This is a genomic window from Photobacterium atrarenae, assembly GCF_024380015.1.
Taxonomy (GTDB): Bacteria; Pseudomonadota; Gammaproteobacteria; order Enterobacterales; family Vibrionaceae; genus Photobacterium; species Photobacterium atrarenae.
Genome location: NZ_CP101508.1, coordinates 196,257 through 218,243, shown reverse-complemented (window position 1 = coordinate 218,243; position 21,987 = coordinate 196,257). Strand labels below are relative to the sequence as shown.

Annotated in this window: 18 protein-coding genes; 10 read left to right on the top strand and 8 right to left on the bottom strand. The window is 58.1% G+C overall.

What is annotated here, in order from left to right; all coding sequences use genetic code 11:
• Positions 1-46: 46 nt before the first annotated feature.
• Positions 47-826 (bottom strand): acetylglutamate kinase, encoded by a 780-nt coding sequence (gene argB, locus NNL38_RS01045; protein WP_255389201.1) that lies wholly within the window; start codon positions 824-826, stop codon positions 47-49.
• A gap of 33 nt (positions 827-859) precedes the next feature.
• Positions 860-1,873, bottom strand: coding sequence for an N-acetyl-gamma-glutamyl-phosphate reductase (argC, locus tag NNL38_RS01040; RefSeq protein ID WP_255389200.1), 1,014 nt, complete (start codon positions 1,871-1,873; stop codon positions 860-862).
• 550 nt (positions 1,874-2,423) lie between these two features.
• On the opposite strand from argC, the gene ppc reads away from it, so the two are divergent.
• Entirely contained in the window at positions 2,424-5,054 is a 2,631-nt protein-coding gene (gene ppc / locus NNL38_RS01035) for a phosphoenolpyruvate carboxylase (RefSeq protein WP_255389199.1), read from the top strand.
• 435 nt (positions 5,055-5,489) lie between these two features.
• Positions 5,490-6,059: a PadR family transcriptional regulator gene (locus tag NNL38_RS01030; protein WP_255389198.1), complete on the top strand. Its 570-nt coding sequence runs from the start codon at positions 5,490-5,492 to the stop codon at positions 6,057-6,059.
• 95 nt (positions 6,060-6,154) lie between these two features.
• On the opposite strand, the gene metF is transcribed toward NNL38_RS01030, so the two are convergent.
• The 3 genes from metF to NNL38_RS01015 form a co-directional block, all read right to left on the bottom strand.
• Positions 6,155-7,057, bottom strand: a complete 903-nt coding sequence (gene metF / locus NNL38_RS01025) for a methylenetetrahydrofolate reductase (RefSeq protein ID WP_255389197.1) — start codon at positions 7,055-7,057, stop codon at positions 6,155-6,157.
• Positions 7,058-7,364: 307 nt separating this feature from the next.
• Positions 7,365-9,782, bottom strand: coding sequence for a bifunctional aspartate kinase/homoserine dehydrogenase II (locus NNL38_RS01020; RefSeq protein ID WP_255389196.1), 2,418 nt, complete (start codon positions 9,780-9,782; stop codon positions 7,365-7,367).
• Entirely contained in the window at positions 9,779-10,948 is a 1,170-nt protein-coding gene (locus NNL38_RS01015) for an O-succinylhomoserine (thiol)-lyase (protein ID WP_255389195.1), read from the bottom strand. Before NNL38_RS01015 ends, NNL38_RS01020 begins: the two co-directional genes overlap by 4 nt.
• A gap of 183 nt (positions 10,949-11,131) precedes the next feature.
• Between NNL38_RS01015 and metJ the strand changes: the two genes are divergently transcribed.
• Positions 11,132-11,449: a met regulon transcriptional regulator MetJ gene (gene metJ / locus NNL38_RS01010; protein WP_255389194.1), complete on the top strand. Its 318-nt coding sequence runs from the start codon at positions 11,132-11,134 to the stop codon at positions 11,447-11,449.
• A 68-nt stretch (positions 11,450-11,517) separates the two neighbouring features.
• Here metJ and NNL38_RS01005 read toward each other — a convergent pair whose 3' ends face one another.
• Both NNL38_RS01005 and rpmE read right to left on the bottom strand, forming a co-directional pair.
• Complete coding sequence (locus tag NNL38_RS01005) at positions 11,518-12,768, bottom strand: malic enzyme-like NAD(P)-binding protein (RefSeq protein ID WP_255389193.1); 1,251 nt, start codon at positions 12,766-12,768, stop codon at positions 11,518-11,520.
• 302 nt (positions 12,769-13,070) lie between these two features.
• Complete coding sequence (gene rpmE, locus NNL38_RS01000) at positions 13,071-13,283, bottom strand: 50S ribosomal protein L31 (protein WP_255389192.1); 213 nt, start codon at positions 13,281-13,283, stop codon at positions 13,071-13,073.
• A gap of 233 nt (positions 13,284-13,516) precedes the next feature.
• Here rpmE and priA point away from each other — a divergent pair, with 233 nt between their 5' ends.
• From priA to rraA, 7 genes are all read left to right on the top strand, one after another.
• Positions 13,517-15,712 (top strand): primosomal protein N', encoded by a 2,196-nt coding sequence (gene priA, locus NNL38_RS00995; RefSeq protein ID WP_255389191.1) that lies wholly within the window; start codon positions 13,517-13,519, stop codon positions 15,710-15,712.
• 174 nt (positions 15,713-15,886) lie between these two features.
• Complete coding sequence (gene cytR / locus NNL38_RS00990; protein WP_255389190.1) at positions 15,887-16,891, top strand: DNA-binding transcriptional regulator CytR; 1,005 nt, start codon at positions 15,887-15,889, stop codon at positions 16,889-16,891.
• 167 nt (positions 16,892-17,058) lie between these two features.
• Entirely contained in the window at positions 17,059-17,643 is a 585-nt protein-coding gene (locus NNL38_RS00985) for an SPOR domain-containing protein (RefSeq protein ID WP_255389189.1), read from the top strand.
• A 131-nt stretch (positions 17,644-17,774) separates the two neighbouring features.
• Complete coding sequence (hslV, locus tag NNL38_RS00980; RefSeq protein WP_255389188.1) at positions 17,775-18,302, top strand: ATP-dependent protease subunit HslV; 528 nt, start codon at positions 17,775-17,777, stop codon at positions 18,300-18,302.
• 9 nt (positions 18,303-18,311) lie between these two features.
• Positions 18,312-19,643: an ATP-dependent protease ATPase subunit HslU gene (gene hslU / locus NNL38_RS00975; protein WP_255389187.1), complete on the top strand. Its 1,332-nt coding sequence runs from the start codon at positions 18,312-18,314 to the stop codon at positions 19,641-19,643.
• 152 nt (positions 19,644-19,795) lie between these two features.
• A complete protein-coding gene (locus NNL38_RS00970) occupies positions 19,796-20,704 on the top strand; it encodes a 1,4-dihydroxy-2-naphthoate polyprenyltransferase (RefSeq protein WP_255389186.1) in 909 nt (302 codons plus the stop codon).
• A gap of 166 nt (positions 20,705-20,870) precedes the next feature.
• The gene (gene rraA, locus NNL38_RS00965) at positions 20,871-21,356 is read left to right on the top strand and encodes a ribonuclease E activity regulator RraA (RefSeq protein ID WP_255389185.1); all 486 of its coding nucleotides are present in this window, start codon (positions 20,871-20,873) and stop codon (positions 21,354-21,356) included.
• A 111-nt stretch (positions 21,357-21,467) separates the two neighbouring features.
• On the opposite strand, the gene zapB is transcribed toward rraA, so the two are convergent.
• Positions 21,468-21,710, bottom strand: coding sequence for a cell division protein ZapB (gene zapB / locus NNL38_RS00960; RefSeq protein WP_255389184.1), 243 nt, complete (start codon positions 21,708-21,710; stop codon positions 21,468-21,470).
• Positions 21,711-21,987 lie beyond the last annotated feature (277 nt).

Sequence of the window (21,987 nt, the reverse complement as noted above, 5' to 3'; positions counted from 1 at the left end):
AGGCATCTTCAATCATTGAAATAAAATGTGTTTTGAAGCCTACGGCTTACACTGAAAATTTAGTCCCGATACTCTGCCCTTCAAACAGCTCGGTCAGTTTGTCGGGGTAGCGCCAGGTGGCGACTTCAATCGGCCGGCCCAGCGCTTTCGCCGCTTCAAAGGCCGCCCGGACCTTGACCACCATGCCGTCGGTGATCACAGCCTGAGCAATCAGGGCTTCCGCCTCGGGCTCATTCAGCGCCGGGATCAGCCGTCCCTTACCGTCCAGCACGCCGCTGACATCCGACAGCAGCACCAGCTCGGCTTCCAGCGCCGCCGCCACCGCCACCGCGGCCTGATCGGCATTGACATTCATCAGCTCGCCATCATTGTCGAGGCCAATCGAGCTGATGATCGGCACATAACCCGCAGCCATAATTTGCTTCACCAGCGTGCTGTTGCCCGGCGCTGCTTTGCCCACCGCGCCCAGTTCCGGATCCAGCTCACTGACCTGGCACAGGCCGCCATCCGCCAGGCTCAGGCCCACAGCCGCCACACCGGCTTTGATCGCCTGGCCCTGCAACAGCTTGTTAGCCGTGCCCGCCAGCGCACCGGCAATGACCGGGATCTGATCTTTCGGCGTCACCCGCAGGCCATCTTTCTTCACGGTCTCAAGCTGCATTTTGTTCATCAGCTCATCGACCAGGTAGCCGCCGCCATGCACCAGCAGCAGCGGACGCTGAGCCTGCTCACGGTACTGGCTAATTGCATTGAACAGCTTCTCCAGGGTCTCAGTACACGACAGTGCCGCACCCCCCAACTTAATCACCAACGGAACCCGATTCATGGTGCTCTCTCCTCAACCAATACCTGTCCGCCCTTAAACCAGGGCGGTTAACGGCGCAAAGCCATTCCGAATGTTTATGCACTGCACCGCCTGCGACGATGCACCTTTCAATAAATTGTCAATCGCAGATGTTAAAATAATGTGCCCATCCTGTACCTGCCAGCCAATATCACAGAAGCAGGTATTGACCACATCCTGGAGCCGGGCCGGCTGCTCGCCGAGCAGGCGGACTGCATTGGGAATTCCCTGGCTCTGGTAGGCCTTGGTCATCGCCGCACTCACCTCTCCGGACTCAACCCCCTCTGCCAGCCTGGCGGTAATGGTGGCCAGGATCCCGCGCTTGAAGTTGCCCAGGTGCGGGGTAAAAATCACATCGCAGTCCAGATGGGTAGCGATTTCCGGCTGGTGGCGGTGAGCGAACACCCCATAGGCCTGCAGGCTCACTTCACAAAAGCTGTTGACCATACTGGCCTTACGCCCGGCACCGGAGACGCCGCTGACCGCATTGATCACCGGCCACTGGGTGGTATCGAGCAGCTCACGCTCCAGCAGCGGCTTGAGCGCCAGCTGCGCCGCCGTCGGGTAGCATCCCGGAACCGCCACCAGCTGCGCCTGGGCAATCGCCTGGTGATTCCACTCCGCTAAGCCGTAAACGGCCTGTTCCAGCCAGTTCGGATGCTGATGTTCAAAGCCGTAGTAGCGGGTGTAAAACGCATCCCCTTCCACCCGAAAGGCACCCGATAAATCAAAGACCTGACAACCTGCAGCCAGAAACACCGGAGCCAGGTCGTGGCTCACTTCATGGGCCGTGGCCAACAGAACAATGTCAGCTTCGGTCGCCACGGCTTGCGGGTCGGTCAAAGGCTGGAGTGGCAAGTCCACAATCCCCTTCAACTGGCCGTGCAACTGACTGACTGGCTTGTGGGCATCCAGGCTGCCGGCGGAGACATACAGTCCGGCCAGATGCAGCTGAGGGTGGCGACTCACCATGCTAGCCAGCTCTGCGCCGGTATAGCCGCTGGCACCGATAATAAAGGTGTTCAACATAACTGATTCCGTAGTTTTGACTTTCAGGGATTTTAATACTGTGCTGTGAAACAGCCGTGACGGGGTGCAAGCGCACCAGGCGATGAGACTTAGCGTCGTCGGAGGGAAAGTGAATTGTGAATGCTCGCCTGGTTCATGTTAACAACTTCCTACAATCATTGTCGCTTTACGGCTCACGGCGCATTTTTATCATTGCTGTGAACCATTCATTCTGGTTTAAATTTTTATTCATAAACTCTGCATTTGTATGTTTACCGATTCCGCCATCGCCTGTCAACCACAGCATCAAAAAAAGTGGCAATTTCATGCCCGGCGGTCAGATTGGCTGCTATAACCTGAAGAGGCAGGTGCTTCCCCTCTCGCATCAGTGTGATGGAGTATTTATGAAAGTTTTTTACAGTATGCTTGGCTGATCATGATAAATATCAAACTCATGGCATCTGAGTTAGCCTAAAAAAGGATCAAAGTTGACCTTTGGCCGGGATCACAGATAGATTGTCAGCTAAAGACAAGTCAATTGGATGTAACAAAATTACGAGATGGATACGCTATGAACGAACTGTACAGCGCTTTAAGAAGTAACGTCAGTATGCTCGGCCACCTGCTGGGCAATACCATTAAAGATGCCCACGGCGAGCCGCTCCTGGATAAGGTCGAGACAATACGTAAGCTCTCGAAGTCGGCCCACAGCGGCAATCAGGCTGATCGCGACAAGCTGATCGATGAGCTGCAAAACCTGCCCGACGATCAACTGCTGCCGGTTGCCCGTGCCTTCAGCCAGTTCCTCAACCTGACCAATATCGCCGAGCAATATCATACGGTCTCTCGTCATTGCGAAGCCCATATCTGCAACCCCGATGCCATTGACGATTTATTTGCCAGGCTTAACCAGCAGCAGATCAACAAGCTGGACTCCGCCGAGGCAGTACGCGATCTGAATATTGAACTGGTGCTGACCGCCCATCCGACGGAAATTGCCCGTCGCACCATGATCCACAAACTCATCCAGATCAACAAATGCCTGTCCAAGCTGGAACTGAGCGAGCTGTCGCACAGCGAGCGCAAGCGGGTTGAGCAACGCCTGGAGCAACTCATTGCCCAGGCATGGCACTCCGACGTGATCCGCCAGCAGCGCCCGACCCCGCTCGATGAAGCCAAGTGGGGCTTTGCCGTGGTCGAAAACTCACTGTGGCAGGCGGTGCCGGAGTTTCTGCGCCAGTTTGACGAAAAGCTGACCCACCACCTCGGCGAGGGGCTGCCGATTGATGCCGCGCCGGTCAAGTTCTCCTCCTGGATGGGGGGCGACCGTGACGGCAACCCGTTCGTGACCGCCGACGTCACCCGCGAAGTGCTGCTGCTGTCACGCTGGAAAGCCGCCGACCTCTACCTTGGCGATATCCAGGAGCTGGTCAGCGAGCTGTCGATGGTCAAATGCAACGACCAGGTTCGCGAGCTGGCCGGGAACGAGCACGAGCCGTACCGGGCGATCCTCAAGGGGCTACGCACCAAGCTGACCGACACCCGCGATGTCCTGGATGCCAAAATCAAGGGCCAGCCGGTACCGAACGTCACCACGATTCAGGATGTAAACGAGCTGTGGGAACCACTCTACGCCTGTTACCAGTCGCTGCACGAGTGCGGAATGGGGATCATTGCCGACGGCCTGCTGCTGGACGTGCTACGCCGGATCAAGTGCTTCGGCATTCATCTGGTCCGCCTCGATATCCGCCAGGAGAGCACCCGCCACTCCGATGTCATTTCCGAGCTGACCCGCTATCTGGGCCTGGGCGATTACGACCAGTGGAGCGAACAGGACAAGGTCGCCTTCCTGGTCCGCGAGCTGTCTTCCAAGCGCCCGCTGCTGCCGCGTGACTGGCAACCGTCTGAGGAGGTCCAGGAAGTCATCGACACCTGCCGTACAATTGCCGAGCAACCGCGCGATGCCCTGGGCGCCTATGTCATTTCCATGGCCCGGACCGCCTCGGATGTGCTGGCGGTCCACCTGCTGCTGCAGGAAGCCGGCTGCCCGTTCCGCCTGGATGTCTGCCCGCTGTTCGAAACCCTGGATGATCTCAACAATGCCGAGTCAGTGATCAGCCAACTGATGAATATCGACTGGTACCGCGGCTTCATCCAGAATCACCAGATGGTCATGATCGGATACTCCGATTCGGCCAAAGATGCCGGAGTCATGGCTGCTGGCTGGGCCCAGTACCGTGCGATGGAAGCCCTGGTCGACGTGTGTGAAGAAGCCGGGGTCGAACTGACGCTGTTCCACGGCCGCGGCGGCTCGATTGGCCGCGGTGGGGCGCCGGCCCATGCAGCCCTGCTCTCCCAACCGCCACGCAGCCTCAAAGGCGGCCTGCGGGTGACCGAGCAAGGCGAAATGATCCGCTTCAAACTGGGGCTGCCGGAAGTGGCCGTCAACAGCCTGAACCTCTATGCCAGCGCGATCCTCGAAGCCAACCTGATGCCGCCACCGGCCCCCAAGCAGGACTGGCGTGAACTGATGGATGTGCTGTCGGAGATCTCCTGCGATGCCTACCGCGGCATCGTCCGGGGCAATCCGGATTTCGTGCCGTACTTCAGAGCTGCAACGCCAGAGCTGGAGCTGGGCAAGCTACCGCTGGGCTCCCGCCCGTCGAAACGGAACCCGCAAGGTGGGGTGGAAAGCCTGCGCGCCATCCCGTGGATTTTCGCCTGGAGCCAGAACCGCCTGCTGCTCCCAGCCTGGCTGGGTGCCGGGGAGGCGATCCAGTACTCAATCGATAAAGGTCATGCCAAGCAGTTGGAAGAGATGTGCCGCGAGTGGCCGTTCTTCTCTACTCGCCTGGGAATGCTGGAAATGGTGTACACCAAAACCAACACCGACATCGCCAAGTATTATGATCGCCGCCTGACCGACCAATCCCTGTGGCCGCTGGGCGAGCAACTACGCGCGCAACTGCAGCAGGACATCAAGGCCGTGCTGACCGTTGAGAACAGCGCCCACCTGATGGAGCAGAACCCGTGGGGTGCGGAGTCCATCCGCCTGCGAAACATCTACGTTGAGCCGCTGAACATGCTACAGGCCGAGCTGCTGTACCGGACCCGCCAACAGGAAAACCCGTCGCCTATCCTGGAAGAAGCGCTGATGATCACCATCGCCGGGATTGCCACCGGGATGCGTAACACCGGCTAACCCGGGTTTTCAACCTGAAACGATACAGGCCACCGCCCCGTGCGGTGGCCTGTTGTGATTCTGTCTGGCCATCGCGACACGTATTGACCACAGCGACCGTTAAAAACTTTTTTCGTGCAATGACTCAACAATGAGACGAAGTGTAACTGGGCGCATAGTCTAAAGTGATCTCATGCACTGTGAACAAGGGTGAATCAAACATTATTGCAGTGCATCTTAAACCTTAAGATATAGACAAACATCACAAGATGAACAATTAGCCGTGACTAAAAATAGTTATTATCACAATTCGGTGTCGATAAAGATCACATTGATGTGTATCCTACGTGATCCCGATCAGGCACTGCAACAAGACGATTATAACGGACGCCAAAGAGCGACGAGTAACGTGACCTGATTGTTTTTATATTTGTAGTATTTTAACGGATAGAAGAGATGTCACTACCACATGTAATTTTGACCGTGCTGAGCAATCGCGACGCAACCGGTTACGATATCACCAAAGAGTTTTCACACAGTATCGGCTACTTCTGGAAAGCTAGTCACCAGCAGGTGTACCGTGAGCTGAACAAGATGGCAACCAACGACCAGGTCACCTGTAAGCTGGAGCCACAGGAAGGTAAGCCGGATCGCAAAGTCTACTCCATCACGGATCTTGGCCGTCAGGCCCTGTTTGAGTGGTTCCAGGAGCCGGCACGCAACCCGACCATTCGTGATGAGTTTTCAGCCAAACTACTGGTCTGCGGCGTGTACAACTCCGTACCGATGCAGCAGCAACTGGAAGCCCTGATTGAAGAATCTCACACCCTGATGAACCACTACCACGAGCTGGAAAAGGTTCACTTCGGCGATTACAAGAACATGGATCGCCAGGCCCGCCTGGATCGCCTGACCCTGCGTCGCGGCATCCATAACCGCCAGGCCTGGATCGATTGGGCAGAAGAAGTGCTGGCTGAGCTGAAAGACATGGACAGCGCCGACAGTAAAGTCGCCCTCAACGACTAAACTATCGTCTGCAAGCCCTACCGAGACCAAAAAAGCCGCAATTGCGGCTTTTTTTCGGCCTGTAGCCGGTCCTGATACGACTTGGAGCGCTTGCCTCAGGCGATTTGTTCCTGCTCGGCGCGCACCCCCAGGGTATGGCAGATAGCGTACGTCAGCTCTGCCCGGTTGAGCGTATAGAAGTGGAAATCCTTCACCCCTTCGCGGCTCAGCACCCGCACCAGATCAATGGCGTTGCTCGCCCCCACCATCTGACGGCTCAGCAAGTCGTCATCCAGTCCTTCGTACTGTTTCTCCAGCCAGTTCGGGATCTTCACGTTATTAGCCAGGGCAAACCGCTTGGCCTGCTTCATGTTCGACACCGGTAGGATCCCCGGCACAATCTCGACATCAATCCCGGCCGCCACGCAGCGATCCCGAAACCGCAGGTAACTTTCGACATCAAAGAAAAACTGGGTGATCGCCCGGCAGGCCCCGGCATCGACCTTGCGCTTGAGGTTGATCAGATCGGCCTGGGCGCTCTTGGCTTCCGGGTGAACTTCCGGGTAAGCCGCGACAGAGATATCAAAGTCCGCTTCTTCGCGTAGCAGCTTCACCAGATCCACTGCATACATATCCGGTTTGCCCCCCTGTGGCGGCAGATCCCCGCGCAGGGCGACAATATCCCGGATGCCGTTATTCCAGTAATCCCGGGCAATCGTGCGCAGCTCATCGCGGGTGGCATCGATACAGGTCAGGTGCGGGGCAGCCACCAAACCAGTCTGCTCTTTAATATCTTTGATAATGGAATGGGTGCGATCCCGCTCACCGGAGTTCGCGCCATAGGTCACCGAAACAAACTTCGGTTTCAGGCTTTTCAGGCGGTGAATGGATTGCCACAGGGTCTGCTCCATTTGCTCAGAGCTCGGCGGAAAAAATTCAAATGACACATTAATGTTGCCGTCCAAATCCGCGATGTTCTGATTCAGTGCGTCAAAATGGCTTGCGTATGAATACCCCATAATCTTTTCCTTCTGCTCCGGCCCTGCCGAGATCCTGATCCGTGATGACGTCGAACAAACGTTTAGACGTCTATATGTCTACAGAATGTCTTGTAACCAATTTCTTGTCAACCGGCCCATCATGAAATTTATTCAACTTGATCGTGCACGATCTTCAACCACCAACGACCCCGCTCAAGACACAAAAACCCGCAGTCTGCGGGCTTTTGAATATCAGGTAGTGGTTACCGCCATAAATCAAAGTATAGGCGGCGATTTCCACTCCCCCGGCCGTCAACGACAGGATCTATCGCGGAGACAGCGCCAGCTACAACAGGGCCGCCAGGCGGTTGATATCCGACAACAGCGCCCCGGCAGTGACATCCCGCCCCGCTCCCGGTCCGCGGATCACCAGCGGGTTATCCCGGTACCAGCGACTTTCAATCGCGAAGATGTTGTCGCACGGCAACAAGTTGGCCAGCGCATGTTCCGGCGACAGTGCTTCAACCCCGACTACGGCACGCCCTTGTTTATCCAGCCGCGCGACATAACGCAGCACCAGACCCTCCTTCTGCGCCTTGGCCAGGCGCTTGCCGAGCCGCTGATCCAGCACCTCCCCCTGCTCAAAGAAGCCGTCCAGGCTCAACGCTGCCAGCTCCTCCGGGACCAGAGACTCCACCCGAACCTGCTCCGGCTCCAGCATCAGGCCCGACTCTCGCGCCAGGATCACCAATTTGCGCATCACATCGCTACCATCGAGATCATGGCGCGGATCCGGCTCTGTCAGCCCCTGTTGCCAGGCCTGTTCAATCAGCTGGGTGAACGGCACACTGCCGTCATACTGCTGGAACAGCCACGACAGGGTCCCGGAGAAAATTCCCGACAGGGCCAGGATTTCATCCCCGCTCTCCAGCAGATCACGCACGGTATGATTCACCGGCAGCCCGGCACCGACCGTAGCGTTGTAGAACCAGTGGCGACTGCTTTTGGCAAAAGCATCCTGCACCCGGTGATAATCCGGCCCCGAGGCCGAGCCTGCCACCTTGTTGGCCGAAATCAGATGCAGGCCGATTTCGGCGATCTGCGGGTATTGCGCCGCCAGCGCCGCACTGGCGGTGACATCGAGCACCACCACATCATCATAGGGATGGCTGGCCAGAGTCTGGAACAGTTCCCCCTCAGCATACTCTACCGCTTCATCTTCAAAAGCGGTTAACGCCCGCGTCGGATCGATGCCCTGGAAATCAATCCAGTGACGGTTGCTCCCGGCCACCCCGATCAAGGTAAAACTCTTGCCATGACGTTTTTCCAGGTTGGCTTTCTCATCCTGGAACAACTCCAGCCAGCGGCTGCCGATATTGCCTTTGCCGCACAACACCAGGCCAATACGTTTCTGGGCCTGGAACAGGCTCTGGTGGATCTGGCTGATCAGATCCCGGGTATCGACCCGGCGCAGCACCGCGACCAGGCTGAGGCCCTGCTCAGACTCACAGATAAACTCCACCGGCTGGTTCTTGAGCTGATGCGAAAAGCCGTAGCAGTGGACCGGATTACCAATCACTCCGGCCCCTACGGCCGCGACCAAGGCAAAACCTTCCCGCAGGCGCAGCTCGGCCGTGATCCCGCTGTCCTGCAGCGATCCCAGCACGCCGTTGACCACTTCCCGGGTGTAGGCGAGCCGGATCCGTCCCTTGTCCGCTTCGACACTCTGGGCCAGCGGCTGCAACTGAATTCGTTGCAGCAGCCGGGCCAGCTCGGCCTGGATCGGGGCCAAATCATGGGAGCGGGCAATATCGAGCTCTATCAGGCAAACATCATCAAGCGAGGTAATGATCTTGGCCCCCCGTCCCGACGCCAGGACCCGCTCGACCCGGGTTGAGCCCGATTCCGGCTGATGGCTGCAACGCAGCGCCAGATCAATCGCACTCTGAGCCACCGGTTGCAGCGTCCGGCTATGCAGCACCGGTGCCGCCAGACGGGCCAGCTCACTGGCTTCATCAAGACGCAACAGCGGCAACAGACAGGCATCCGCGACGAGCCGTGGATCGGCACTGTACACCCCGGCCACATCACTCCAAATCGTCACCCGGGCCACTTCAGCCAGGGCGCCGATCACCGTCGCCGAATAATCCGAGCCGTTGCGACCCAGCAGCACGGTTTCTCCGGCCGCATTCCGGGCCATAAACCCGGTGATCACAATCCGGTGCTGGCTGTGCTGGGCCAGCTCAGCGCTCAGCAGCGGCCAGGACTGGGCGCGATCCACTTCCGGCTGCGCCGCTCGTTCGGCCCGTAGGAATGTTCGCGAATCGAGGTGCACCGCCGGCATCGCCTGCTGCGCCAGTAGCGCGGCCAGCAGGCGGGCGGACCACAGTTCACCGTGGCCGAGCACGGAAGCAATCACCGCCTCCGACAAATCCGGGCTGCTGAGCTGTGCCAGCTCACTCAGCTCCAGATGGAGCTGAGTTTGCAAATCGTCAGCTTCCGGTCCGCTCAGCAGCTCACTGATCAATGTCTGCTGAAACGCCCGCAATTCCTGCAGCGCCTCATGGGCCTGGCGGCCATCCTTTTTCAGCAGTGCCACCCAGTCAATCAGCTGGTTGGTGGTCTTGCCGGCGGCTGAGACCACAATTAAATCTTCCGGGCCGGCATACTCGCGGATGATTTCAGCGACCCGGCGATAGCACGCCGGATCCGCCAGGCTGCTGCCGCCAAATTTGTGCAGTTGTCGGGCTGTCGGCTGACTCATTCTGTCACCTCCGCAGCCTTTGCAAATGCCTGGGCCAAATCAGCAATCAAATCATCCGCATCTTCCAGCCCCACGGACAGGCGCAGCAGGCTGGGCTTGATCCCGGCCTCGGCCTGAGCCTCATCCGACATCGCCCGGTGGGTCATGCTGGCCGGGTGGCAGATCAGGCTTTCAGTCCCGCCAAGGGACTCGGCCAGCGAGAAACACTGGAGCTGACGGACAAACGCCGCCAGTTGTGCCTGGCTGCCGGCGATTTCGAAACTGAGCATCGCCCCGAAGCCCTGCTGCTGTTTCAGTGCAATGGCATGGCCCGGATGCTCCGGCTGGCTCGGGTGATAAATTTGCCCCACCAACGGCTGGCTTTGCAGGTAGTCCAGGATTTTGGCGCTGTTTTCTTCATGAAGCCTCATCCGCGGTGCCAGGGTCCGCAACCCGCGCAGGGTCAGATATGCATCAAACGGCGCGCCGGTGGCACCGATACAGTTGGCCCACCAGGACAACGTTTCTGCCTGCTCCGGCGTTTTGGCAATCAGCACCCCGCCCAGCACATCGGAGTGGCCGTTGATATACTTGGTGGTGGAATGGACGACGAAATCAGCGCCCAGTGCAATCGGCTGCTGCAAGATCGGCGACAGGAAGGTGTTATCGACCGCCACCAGCGCGCCGGCCTGACGGGCGTCAGCGCACAAGACGGCCAGATCGACCACGCGCAGCAGCGGGTTGGACGGGGTTTCGACCCAGACCAGCTTAGGGTTTCGTGCCAGCGCCTCAGCCAATGCGGCCGGGTCGGTCTGGTCGACGAAAACAACCTGAAAGTCCCCTTTTCCGGCCCGGGTATCAAACAGGCGATAGGTCCCGCCATAGCAATCGTGCGGCGCCACCACCAGATCCTCCGGCCCCAGCAAGGCACTGACCAGCAGGTTAATCGCCGCCGTGCCGCAGTTGGTGACAACAGCGCCGGCGCCCCCCTCCAGCTCCGCAAGCGCCTCAGCCAGCGTATTGCGGGTTGGATTACCCGAACGGGAGTAATCGAACTGAGGCACCTCCCCCAGTTGTGAGAAACCATAAGTCGAAGTAAGGTAGATGGGCGGGACCACCGCATTGAACTGGGTATCGGACTCAATCCCGGTGCGCACGGCAACGGTGGCAAGCTTCTTATCACTCATATTTACTTTCCTTGTCTGGGGCTGACCCTGCGGCGAACAACTCATAAGCATCAACATTAGCCATAATCCATAAAGACGTCAACACTTCTGGACGTCTATATGTCTTTGCTTGTGGCGGTAAATCCCGCTAAAATTCACCCATCATCAAATTTATTCAATCCAATATCGCTGAGAAGGTAGAAAATGGCAGAGTGGAATGGCGAGTACATCAGCCCATATGCGGAACACGGTAAGAAAAACGAGCAAGTCAAAAAAATCACCGTTTCGATTCCATTGAAGGTACTGAAAATTCTGACTGACGAGCGTACCCGCCGTCAGATCAACAACCTGCGTCACGCCACGAACAGTGAGCTGCTGTGCGAGGCATTTCTCCATGCCTACACCGGCCAGCCGCTGCCTACCGACGATGACATCCGCAAAGACCGTCCGGATGATCTGCCGGCCGAGGCCAAGGCTCTGATGGACGAGATGGGTATCAAGTACGAAGACATCAACGAATAATCGCTGCGCTTCTGCCGCCAGAGACAAAAAAACCAGCCCGAAGGCTGGTTTTTTCATATCCGGCTGTATTATTTATCAGCCATGTAATTGACCGGCATTTCAATACGGGCAACACCGGATTCAACCGCAGCCACCGCCACGGCTTTAGCCACGCGCGGCAACAGGCGTGGATCCATCGGTTTCGGAATAATGTACTCCGGACCGAAGGCTAGGCTGTCGACGCCAGCCGCTTTGAGTACTTCCGCCGGAACCGGCTCTTTGGCCAGCTCACGGATCGCGTTCACGGCCGCCAGTTTCATCTCGTCGTTAATCGCGCTGGCACGCACGTCCAGGGCGCCACGGAAGATAAACGGGAAACACAGCACGTTGTTGACCTGGTTCGGATAGTCCGAGCGGCCGGTTCCCATGATCAAATCGTCACGCACCTGGTGCGCCAGCGCCGGCTTGATTTCCGGATCCGGGTTTGAACAGGCAAAGACCACCGGCTTATCCGCCATCAGCTTCAGCGCTTCCGGCGACAGCAGATCCGGACCGGATACGCCGACAAAAATATCTGCGCCTTCAATGACATCTTCCAGCGTGCGTTTGTCGGTGTTGTTAGCAAACAGCTGTTTGTATTCGTTGATGTCGTCACGACGGGTGTGGATCACGCCCTTACGGTCCAGCATGTAGATCTTCTCACGCTGAGCACCGCACTTGATCAGCAGTTCCATACAGGCGACAGCTGCCGCACCGGCACCCAGACAAACGATCACCGCTTCGCTGATCTCTTTACCCTGCAGTTCCAGGGCATTAAGCATTCCAGCCGCGGTCACAATCGCCGTGCCGTGCTGATCATCGTGGAACACCGGCACCTGGCAGCGCTCGATCAGGCGCTTTTCAATTTCAAAACAGTCCGGGGCTTTAATATCTTCCAGGTTGATGCCGCCGAAGGTATCAGCAATGTTGGCCACCGTATCGACAAACTCGTCAATGGTGCGGTGTTTGACTTCGATATCAATCGAGTCCAGGCCGGCAAAACGCTTAAATAGCAGCGCCTTCCCTTCCATCACTGGCTTGGACGCCAGCGGCCCCAGGTTGCCCAGGCCAAGGATCGCGGTACCGTTACTGATCACCGCCACCATGTTGCCTTTGGCAGTGTACTTGTAAACATTGTCGGCGTTTTGGGCAATTTCACGCACCGGCTCAGCCACACCCGGGCTATAGGCAAGTGCTAGGTCTTCAACAGTATCAGCAGGCTTGGAAAGCTCTACGGCAATTTTGCCTGGTACAGGGTAAGCATGGTAATGAAGCGCTTGTTGGCGAAAGTCTTCAGACATAGTGTTTCAGATCCTGAAAGAAAATGAGGTTCAGTTGGGTAGTGGGAGATAAATCATATGCTATAGCGGTAGAAAATCCTAGCCGGGCCCGGCTGGTCGAGCCAATAATCTCCCACTGTCGCAGTCAGGTATCGCGAATTTATGATCCGCATACCGTAAAATGGGTGGAAATGGTATCTCAGGCCCGCAGACTTCCCGGGTTCGTCGGCCAAACGCGGCAGAATAGACTAAATTACGTGCGGGCTGCAGGAAAACAAAAAGGGGACGCCTGGCGTCCCCTTTTTTCGGAATAGTGCTGGCAATTACTTGCTAGACAGCGCACCGAAACGCTTGTTGAACTTGTCGATACGACCACCGGTGCTCACTTGACGCTGCTTACCAGTGTAGAATGGGTGACACTTGTCACATACATCCAGGTTGATGTCTTTGCCCAGCGTTGACTTGAATACGAACGCGTTGCCACAAGAACATTTCGCGTTAACTTCTGTGTATTCTGGGTGGATACCTTGTTTCATGGGATAACCTCAATAGTAAGGCCGTGTCGCTCTCCCGATCCTAAGCCGGGCACCACACGTCGTTAATAACAATAAGCGTAATGGTGTTCCCAGTACGCCAAATTCAGGCGGCGTATAGTAATCAATCAATCCGCCCAAATCAACCAATACGCTCCCTTTTTCGCCGCTTTGCGCCTGCCCTCGGGCAAGGTACACTCTCTGATCTTAGTCAATGCTGATAATTGCGGTTTGTTATGGCCTCCAAGATTGCCCGTGTGGCACTCCCCGTCCCCCTGGATAAACAGTTCGACTACCTGATCACGCCAGGCCACTCTCCGGTGGTCGGGGCCCGGGTACGGGTACCGTTCGGCCGCCAGCAGCTGGTGGGGATCGTCACCGCCCTCAGCGACAGCTCGGATTTTCCGCTGGCGCAGCTCAAAGGGATCTCGGCCGTGCTGGATCCCGCGCCGCTGTGGCCAGCCCCACTGCTGGCGCTGCTGCGCTGGGCCAGCAGCTATTATCAGTATCCGCTCGGCGACACCCTGGCCAATGCCATGCCGACCCTGCTGCGCAAGGGACGTGAAGCCTCCCCGGCCAGCCTCAAGGTCTGGCAGCTGACCGACACCGGCCGCGAGCAGCCGCTCCCGACCCGCGCGCCCCGCCAGGCCCAGGTGCTCAAGATGCTGCGCAGCGGCTCCTGGAGCCACGAGGCCCTGCAGGCCGAGGAGATCAGCACCGCAATCCTCAAAAACCTCAGCGACAAGGGCTGGATCGAAGCCTGCGAAGCCCAGCCCCAGCATCAGGTCTGGGCCGATGACTTTGCCATCACCGAAGAAAAACCCCGGCTCAACGAAGAGCAGGCGCTGGCGGTGGCGTCGGTCAACGCCAATCCCGGCTTCGGCTGCTATTTGCTCGAAGGGGTGACGGGCTCTGGCAAAACCGAGGTCTACCTCAACCTGCTCGAGCCGGTGCTCGCCGCCGGCAAACAGGCGCTGATCCTGGTGCCGGAAATCGGCCTGACCCCGCAAACCATCAACCGCTTTCGCCGCCGCTTCAACGTCCCGCTTGAAACTGTCCATTCCGGGCTCAATGACAGCGAGCGGCTGGCCGCCTGGCTGGCCGGCCGCGACAACCAGGCCGGGATCATTATCGGCACCCGCTCGGCGCTGTTCACCCCGTGCCACAACCTCGGGATGATCATTGTCGATGAAGAGCATGACGCCTCGTACAAGCAGCAGGACAGCCTGCGCTACCATGCTCGCGATCTGGCGGTCATGCGGGCCAGCAAAGAGAATATTCCAATCATCCTCGGCTCCGCGACCCCGGCGCTGGAGAGCCTGCACAATGCCAAGAGCGGCAAGTACCACCACCTGACCCTGACCCGCCGGGCCGGCAATGCCCGCCAGGCCCGACACGGGGTGCTGGATGTCAAAGGGCTGTACCTCGAAGCCGGGCTGTCGGCACCACTGATCGCCCAGATGCGCAAGCACCTCGAAGCCGGCAACCAGGTGATGCTGTTTCTCAACCGCCGCGGCTATGCCCCGGCGATTATGTGCCATGCCTGCGGCTGGCTGGCCGAGTGCAAGCGCTGCGATGCCTATTACACTTTCCACCAGCAGTCGGGCGAGCTGCGCTGCCACCACTGTGCCACCCAGCGGCCGGTGATGCCCCAGTGCCACCAGTGCGGCTCCACCCAGCTCCACGCGGTCGGGGTCGGCACCGAGCAGCTCGAGCAGCAGCTGGCGACCCTGTTTCCCGACTACAAAACCGTCCGCATCGATCGCGACAGCACCCGGCGCAAGGGCAGCCTGGAGAGCTACCTCGAGGCGATCCGCAACAACGAATACCAGATCCTGATCGGCACCCAGATGCTGGCCAAGGGCCACCACTTCCCGGATGTCACCCTGGTCGGCCTGATTGATGTCGACAGCGCCCTGTTCAGCAACGACTTTCGTGCCAGCGAGCGGCTGGCCCAGCTGTTTATTCAGGTTGCCGGACGGGCCGGACGGGCCAGCAAACCCGGCGAAGTCCTGCTCCAGACCCACCACCCGGAGCACGCCCTGCTGCAGGCGCTGCTCCATCAGGGCTACGGTGCCTTTGCCCGCGACGCCCTGACCGAGCGCAAACAGGCCTGGCTGCCGCCGTTCACCTACCTGGCGCTGTTTCGGGCCGAAGCCAACAGTAGTGAGCAGACCGAGCAGTTCCTGCACCAGATCCGGGGCATTTTCGAAACCAGCCCGCTGTATGACCAATCTACCCCGGTCCTCGGTCCCAATCCGGCCCCGCTGGCCCGCCGGGCCGGGCGCTACCGCTGGCAGCTGCTGCTCCAGGCGCCGGATCGCAAAACCCTGCAGCGAATGCTGACCGTCGCCAAACCAGCCATCCAGATGCTGCCGCTGGCGCGCAAAATTCGCTGGTCGATCGATGTCGAACCCCAGGATTTAACTTAAAATGAACAATGCGACTTACATCACATCCCGGATGTAATTTATGCTGATTTGACCATGTTTAATCCCGGAAGGAGCGCCTACAATAGTAGGCTCGCTGGTATAGGTATCTGCCCGGTTTGGCTAGGATCCTCCGGCAATGATGAGACAGATAATAAATAGAGAGGAACTGCAACTATGGCGACAATGAAGGATGTTGCCCAGCTAGCCGGTGTATCGACGGCCACGGTCTCCCGTGCCCTGATGAACCCGGAAAAAGTGTCGGCCTCAACCCGTAAAAAGGTTGAACAGGCTGTCATGGATGCTGGCTATTCCCCCAATTCCCTGGCTAGGAACCTGCGTCGTAACGAATCAAAAACCATTGTCACAATCGTACCGGATATCTGTGATCCCTATTTTACCGAGATCATTCGCGGCATTGAAGAAGCCGCCATGGAGCACGGCTACCTGGTGCTGTTAGGTGACAGCGGGCAACAGAAGACCCGCGAAAACTCTTTCGTCAACCTGGTGTTTACCAAACAAGCTGACGGCATGCTGCTACTCGGCACTGATCTGCCGTTTGATGTTAGCAAACCGGAGCAGAAAAACCTGCCGCCAATGGTGATGGCGTGCGAATTTGCCCCGGAGCTGGAGCTCCCGACGGTCCACATCGACAACCTGACCGCCGCCTTTGAAGCCGTCAACTACCTGACCCAGATGGGCCACACCCGGATCGCCCAGATTGCCGGCCCCGATACGGCGGTGCTGTGCCAGTTCCGTTCCCAGGGCTATCAGCAGGCCCTGCGCCGTGCCGGGGTCGACCTCAATCCGGCCTATACCGTCAAGGGCGACTTTTCCTTTGCCGCCGGCGCCCGCGCGGTAACTGCCCTGCTGTCGCTGCCGGAGCCGCCGACCGCGCTGCTGTGCCACAACGACGTGATGGCTATCGGCGCGATGCAGCAAGCCAAGCGCCTGGGCTTTCGGGTCCCGCAAGACCTGTCGATTGTCGGTTTCGACGACATTCAGTTCGCCGAGTACTGCGATCCGCCGCTGACCACCGTCTCCCAGCCGCGCTATGAGATCGGCCGCCAGTCCATGCTGATGCTGCTCGATATCCTCCAGGGCAAAGACATCAACTCCGGTTCGCGCCTGCTCGATGCCAAGCTAGTGATCCGGGAAAGTGCGGCGCCCCCTGCCGCCTAAACTGGGCACCAACATCCACTGTGAGCTTATGTTTTGGGCATAAGCTCACAAAAAACACTCAAACGCATCCCGGCTTACACGCCGGATTGACTCCTGCCACTGGTCAGTCCCGGCGCAACTTTGTACCATAACGCCCATTCCTATTTCCGTTGATACAGATCCTGACTGTGGCCACCAAAGATTATGTCAAACGTGGGCGAGCGCCAAAAAAGTCGACTCGCAATACTCGCAAGGCGCCGGCCTCCGGCGGTTTTCCGTTCAAATGGGCGTTGATCGCGCTGTGCCTGGTCAGTGCCCTGGGCTATGGCCTGTATTTCCTGTCGACCAGCCCGGCCCCCGAACCCGCAACAGCACCCCAGCCCAAACCGGCGCCGAAACCGGTCCCCAAGCCAGCGCCAAAACCTGCGCCGAAGCCGCAAACATCCCTGCCGCCAAAACCGGAAGAAAAATGGCGCTATATCGAAGAGCTGGAAAATAAAGAAGTGAAAGTCGAAGCCAAGCAGCAGGAAAAGCCGACCCGGCCTTACCTGATGCAATGCGGCGCCTACCGTAGTGCCGATCAGGCCGAGCAGCGCAAGGCGATGATTGCCTTCCAGGGACTCACCAGCCAGATTAAGATCAGCCAGGGCGAGAAAGGCCGCTGGTACCGGGTGATCCTCGGCCCGTATCCGCAAAAACGCAAAGCCGAAAGCGACCGAAACCAGCTGCGCCGCGCCGGTATTGAGCCCTGCGCCATCTGGTTCTGGGAATAAACCTCCTCACCGAAAAGGATGCCACGGCATCCTTTTCTTGTATCGCTTCCTTGAAAACCAAACCGCCGACCCCCAAATATACCTTTATACCGATTCCGGCCCAGGCCGGACAGACTCAAAGAGGTAAAACCGTGACCACAATCGTATCTGTACGTCGAAACGGTAAAGTCGTTATTGCCGGTGATGGCCAGGTTTCCCTGGGCAACACCGTGATGAAAGGTAACGCTCGCAAAGTGCGCCGTTTATACAACAATAAAGTACTGGCAGGCTTTGCCGGCGGTACAGCGGACGCCTTCACCCTATTCGAGCGTTTCGAGCGCAAGCTGGAAATGCACCAGGGCCACCTGATGAAAGCCGCCGTCGAACTGGCCAAAGACTGGCGCACCGACCGCATGCTGCGACGCCTGGAAGCCCTGCTGGCTGTCGCCGATGAAACTTGCTCGCTGATCATTACCGGGAACGGCGATGTGGTGCAGCCGGAAAATGATCTGATATCGATCGGCTCCGGCGGCAACTTCGCCCAGGCCGCAGCCACCGCACTGCTGGAAAATACCGATCTCGATGCCCGGGAGATTGCCGAGAAGTCGCTGAAGATCGCTGGTGATATCTGCGTCTTCACCAACCAGTTCCATACCATCGAAGAACTTGAGAGCAAGTAAGGAAGTCGTATGTCTGAGATGACGCCTCGCGAAATCGTCCACGAGCTTGATCGCCATATCATCGGTCAGGACAAAGCCAAGCGCGCTGTTGCTATCGCCCTGCGCAATCGCTGGCGCCGCATGCAGCTTCCTGAAGAGCTGCGGGTAGAAGTCACCCCGAAAAACATTCTGATGATCGGCCCGACCGGTGTCGGTAAAACCGAAATCGCCCGTCGCCTGGCCAAGCTGGCCAATGCGCCGTTCATTAAGGTTGAGGCGACCAAATTTACCGAAGTCGGCTATGTCGGCAAAGAAGTCGAAACCATCATCCGCGATCTAACCGATGTTGCGATGAAGATGACCCACCAGCAAGCGATGGAAAAAGTTCGTTTCCGCGCCGAAGAGCTGGCCGAAGATCGGATCCTGGACGTGCTGCTGCCACCGGCCCGTGATGCCTGGGGCCAGAACGAAGAAGCAGACCACAGCTCATCGACCCGCCAGTCCTTCCGCAAAAAGCTGCGCGAAGGCAAGCTGGATGACAAAGAGATCGAAATCGATGTCGCCGCGCCACAAATGGGTGTTGAAATCATGGCGCCTCCGGGCATGGAAGAGATGACCAACCAGCTACAGGGGATGTTCCAGAACCTGGCCGGCAACACCACCAAAAAGCGCAAGATGAAAATCAAAGACGCAATGAAAGCCGCCACCGAAGAGGAAGCAGCCAAGCTGGTCAACCAGGATGAGCTCAAAGAGCAGGCGATCTTCGCGGTCGAAAACCACGGTATCGTGTTCCTCGATGAGATCGATAAAATCTGTAAGCGCGGCGACACCTCCGGCCCGGATGTCTCCCGCGAAGGGGTCCAGCGCGATCTGCTGCCGCTGGTTGAAGGCAGTACGGTGTCCACCAAGCACGGCATGGTACGCACCGACCACATCCTGTTTATTGCCTCCGGCGCATTCCAGGTGGCCAAGCCTTCCGATCTGATCCCGGAACTACAAGGCCGCCTGCCGATCCGCGTTGAGCTCGAAGCACTGAGCAGCGATGACTTCAAGCGCATCCTGACCGAGCCGAATGCCTCGCTGACCGAGCAGTACCAGGCGCTGATGGCCACCGAGTCGGTGAACATCGCGTTTGACGAGAGCGGGATCAACAAGCTGGCCGATGCCGCCTGGCAGGTCAACGAGACAACCGAGAACATCGGTGCCCGCCGCCTGCACACCGTGATGGAGCGCCTGATGGAAGAGCTCTCTTACGATGCCAGCGAAAAGTCCGGCGAGCAAATCGTGATTGACGATGCCTATGTCACCGAGCGTCTGGGCGAGCTGGTGGAAGACGAAGATCTGAGCCGCTTTATCCTCTAAGGCGCAATCATTGACCCGGTCAATCATTTCACAGCCAAACGGTGCCCACGGGCACCGTTTTTTGTTCTCGGACAAACATTGAGTCGATAAAGTTGCCCCGCGCTGCATATGCGCCATAATGGCTTTTCGTTGGGTTTCGAAAAAAGCACATTATGACTTCTTCCTCATTCGCCATCTGGCTGGATGCCGCAAGGCCAAAAACCTTGCCGCTGGCCGTCGCCTCGATTGTCTGTGGCAGCGCCGTTGCCGCCTGGCAGGGACACTTCTCTGCCCTGATCGCCGGTCTGGCGCTGCTCACCGCCCTGCTGCTGCAAATTTTATCGAACCTGGCCAATGATTACGGCGATGCTGCCAAAGGCACTGATAACGCCGATCGCCTCGGCCCGCAACGGGCGATCCAGTCCGGCCACATCACCCCCGAGGCGATGCGCAATGCGATGCTCCTCAATGTCATCCTCACCGTCAGCAGCGGCCTGAGCCTGATCCTGATTGCCTGCAGCACCCCGCAGGATATTGTCGGCTTTCTCCTGCTCGGCCTGATGGCCATTGCCGCTTCCATTGCCTATACCGTCGGCAACAAACCCTATGGGTACCGGGGCCTGGGCGATCTGTCGGTATTGATGTTCTTCGGCTGGCTCGGCGTCGCCGGAACCTACTACCTGCAGGCGGGCCAGATTGACTCGGTGATCATGCTGCCGGCTACCGCCTGCGGCCTGCTGGCCGTCGGGGTGCTCAATATCAACAACCTGCGGGATATCGACAACGACCGCGCCTGCGGCAAGCTGACCCTGGCGGTACGGATGGGGCCGGCCTGGGGACGCAAATACCACCTGTGCCTGCTGCTGGCCAGCGTGATCTGCCTGGCGCTGTTCGCACTGCTGGAGCTGGAGTCGCCGTACGGCTGGCTGTTCGCCCTCAGTGCCCCGCTGCTGTTTCGCCACGCCAGGCAAGTGCTCCAGGCCGCCGACGGTGCCGCGCTGCGGCCGATGATGGCGACCATGGTCAAATGTGCCCTGCTCACCAACCTGCTGTTTGCTGCCGGGGTGGTGCTGGCCGCCTGACGTCAGCCCCCGCAATCATCGCGCGACGCCCACCAAATAGCGCTATCCGTCGGTGATGATTGCAATGCCAAGGCAGGTGGTTATACTTTCAACAGGTTAGCCTGTGCCGATGGTGGCATGCCGCCGGGCAACATCTTTTCTATTGCCACAAAGAAGAAGCGAGTTTATGGAATACAATACCTCCGAACTATGCGATATTTACCTCGATCAGGTCGATGTTGTTGAGCCGATGTTCAGCTCTTACGGCGGTCGCAGCTCATTTGGCGGCCAGATCACCACCATCAAGTGTTTTGAGGACAATGGTCTGATCCGTGAAGTGCTAGAGCAATCCGGAGCCGGGCGGGTATTGCTGATCGATGGCGGTGGCTCACTGCGACGGGCGCTGGTCGACGCCGAAATTGCCCAACTGGCAGCGGACAACGAGTGGGAAGGCCTGGTGGTGTATGGCTGCGTGCGCCATGTCGATGAGCTCGATGAACTGGAGCTCGGGATCCATGCCATGGCGTCGATCCCGGTTGGCGCCGATCAGCAAAGTATTGGCGATATCGATGTGCCGGTTAATTTCGGCGGGGTGACCTTCCTGCCTGAAGATCATCTCTACGCCGATAACACCGGGGTGATCCTCTCACCCGATCCGCTGGATATCGAATAATTCGCCGCAAACCCGGACGAGCTCGCATCCATAAAAAAACAGAGCCGAGCGGCTCTGTTTTTTCAGCGCTGACGCAAGGCTGTTGCGCTCGCAACCGCCCCGCAGTTCGCCTTATTCCACGCTGTCCATTTTGCCCAGCAGGTTGCGAACGCGCTCTTGCCATGCCTGATGGTCGTTGCGCAGCTTAACATTGTCCTGCTCCAGCGCTTCGCGGCCGGAACGCAGCTCCTGAGCTTCACTGGCCAGGGCATCATTCTTTTCTTTCAGCTCTTCAACTTCCATTTGCAGCAGGGAAATTGTATCCACCGCCATTTGCACTTTGGCTTCTAGCTTTTCCAACATTTCTAATGACATATGGTTCACCCGGTCTCCGCCTGGCTGATTACCCTAAACCGTTAAGGTAATTTCCCTCAGGCATAATTACATTACTGTTGCGCCTATTCTAACGAGGCCACTGCCGTCTGGCATCTACAATTCGGTTGCTTTGTGGCAAGTGAACATTTTTTACCCAATTCTGACGCTGATTTTACCACCTGCTCCCGCCACCTTCTTCACCCCGATCCGCCTTCCGGTACAGGCGCGATGTAATCGCGCATCGGCAGGCGCACCGGGCCTTACGAGAATGGGTAAA

Excerpts from the sequence above, each read along its gene's own strand:
- argB (WP_255389201.1), bottom strand. The coding sequence starts at position 826 with ATGAATCGGGTTCCGTTGGTGATTAAGTTGGGGGGTGCGGCACTGTCG.
- argC (WP_255389200.1), bottom strand. The coding sequence starts at position 1,873 with ATGTTGAACACCTTTATTATCGGTGCCAGCGGCTATACCGGCGCAGAG.
- ppc (WP_255389199.1), top strand. The coding sequence starts at position 2,424 with ATGAACGAACTGTACAGCGCTTTAAGAAGTAACGTCAGTATGCTCGGC.
- NNL38_RS01030 (WP_255389198.1), top strand. The coding sequence starts at position 5,490 with ATGTCACTACCACATGTAATTTTGACCGTGCTGAGCAATCGCGACGCA.
- metF (WP_255389197.1), bottom strand. The coding sequence starts at position 7,057 with ATGGGGTATTCATACGCAAGCCATTTTGACGCACTGAATCAGAACATC.
- NNL38_RS01020 (WP_255389196.1), bottom strand. The coding sequence starts at position 9,782 with ATGAGTCAGCCGACAGCCCGACAACTGCACAAATTTGGCGGCAGCAGC.
- NNL38_RS01015 (WP_255389195.1), bottom strand. The coding sequence starts at position 10,948 with ATGAGTGATAAGAAGCTTGCCACCGTTGCCGTGCGCACCGGGATTGAG.
- metJ (WP_255389194.1), top strand. The coding sequence starts at position 11,132 with ATGGCAGAGTGGAATGGCGAGTACATCAGCCCATATGCGGAACACGGT.
- NNL38_RS01005 (WP_255389193.1), bottom strand. The coding sequence starts at position 12,768 with ATGTCTGAAGACTTTCGCCAACAAGCGCTTCATTACCATGCTTACCCT.
- rpmE (WP_255389192.1), bottom strand. The coding sequence starts at position 13,283 with ATGAAACAAGGTATCCACCCAGAATACACAGAAGTTAACGCGAAATGT.
- priA (WP_255389191.1), top strand. The coding sequence starts at position 13,517 with ATGGCCTCCAAGATTGCCCGTGTGGCACTCCCCGTCCCCCTGGATAAA.
- cytR (WP_255389190.1), top strand. The coding sequence starts at position 15,887 with ATGGCGACAATGAAGGATGTTGCCCAGCTAGCCGGTGTATCGACGGCC.
- hslU (WP_255389187.1), top strand. The coding sequence starts at position 18,312 with ATGTCTGAGATGACGCCTCGCGAAATCGTCCACGAGCTTGATCGCCAT.
- NNL38_RS00970 (WP_255389186.1), top strand. The coding sequence starts at position 19,796 with ATGACTTCTTCCTCATTCGCCATCTGGCTGGATGCCGCAAGGCCAAAA.
- rraA (WP_255389185.1), top strand. The coding sequence starts at position 20,871 with ATGGAATACAATACCTCCGAACTATGCGATATTTACCTCGATCAGGTC.
- zapB (WP_255389184.1), bottom strand. The coding sequence starts at position 21,710 with ATGTCATTAGAAATGTTGGAAAAGCTAGAAGCCAAAGTGCAAATGGCG.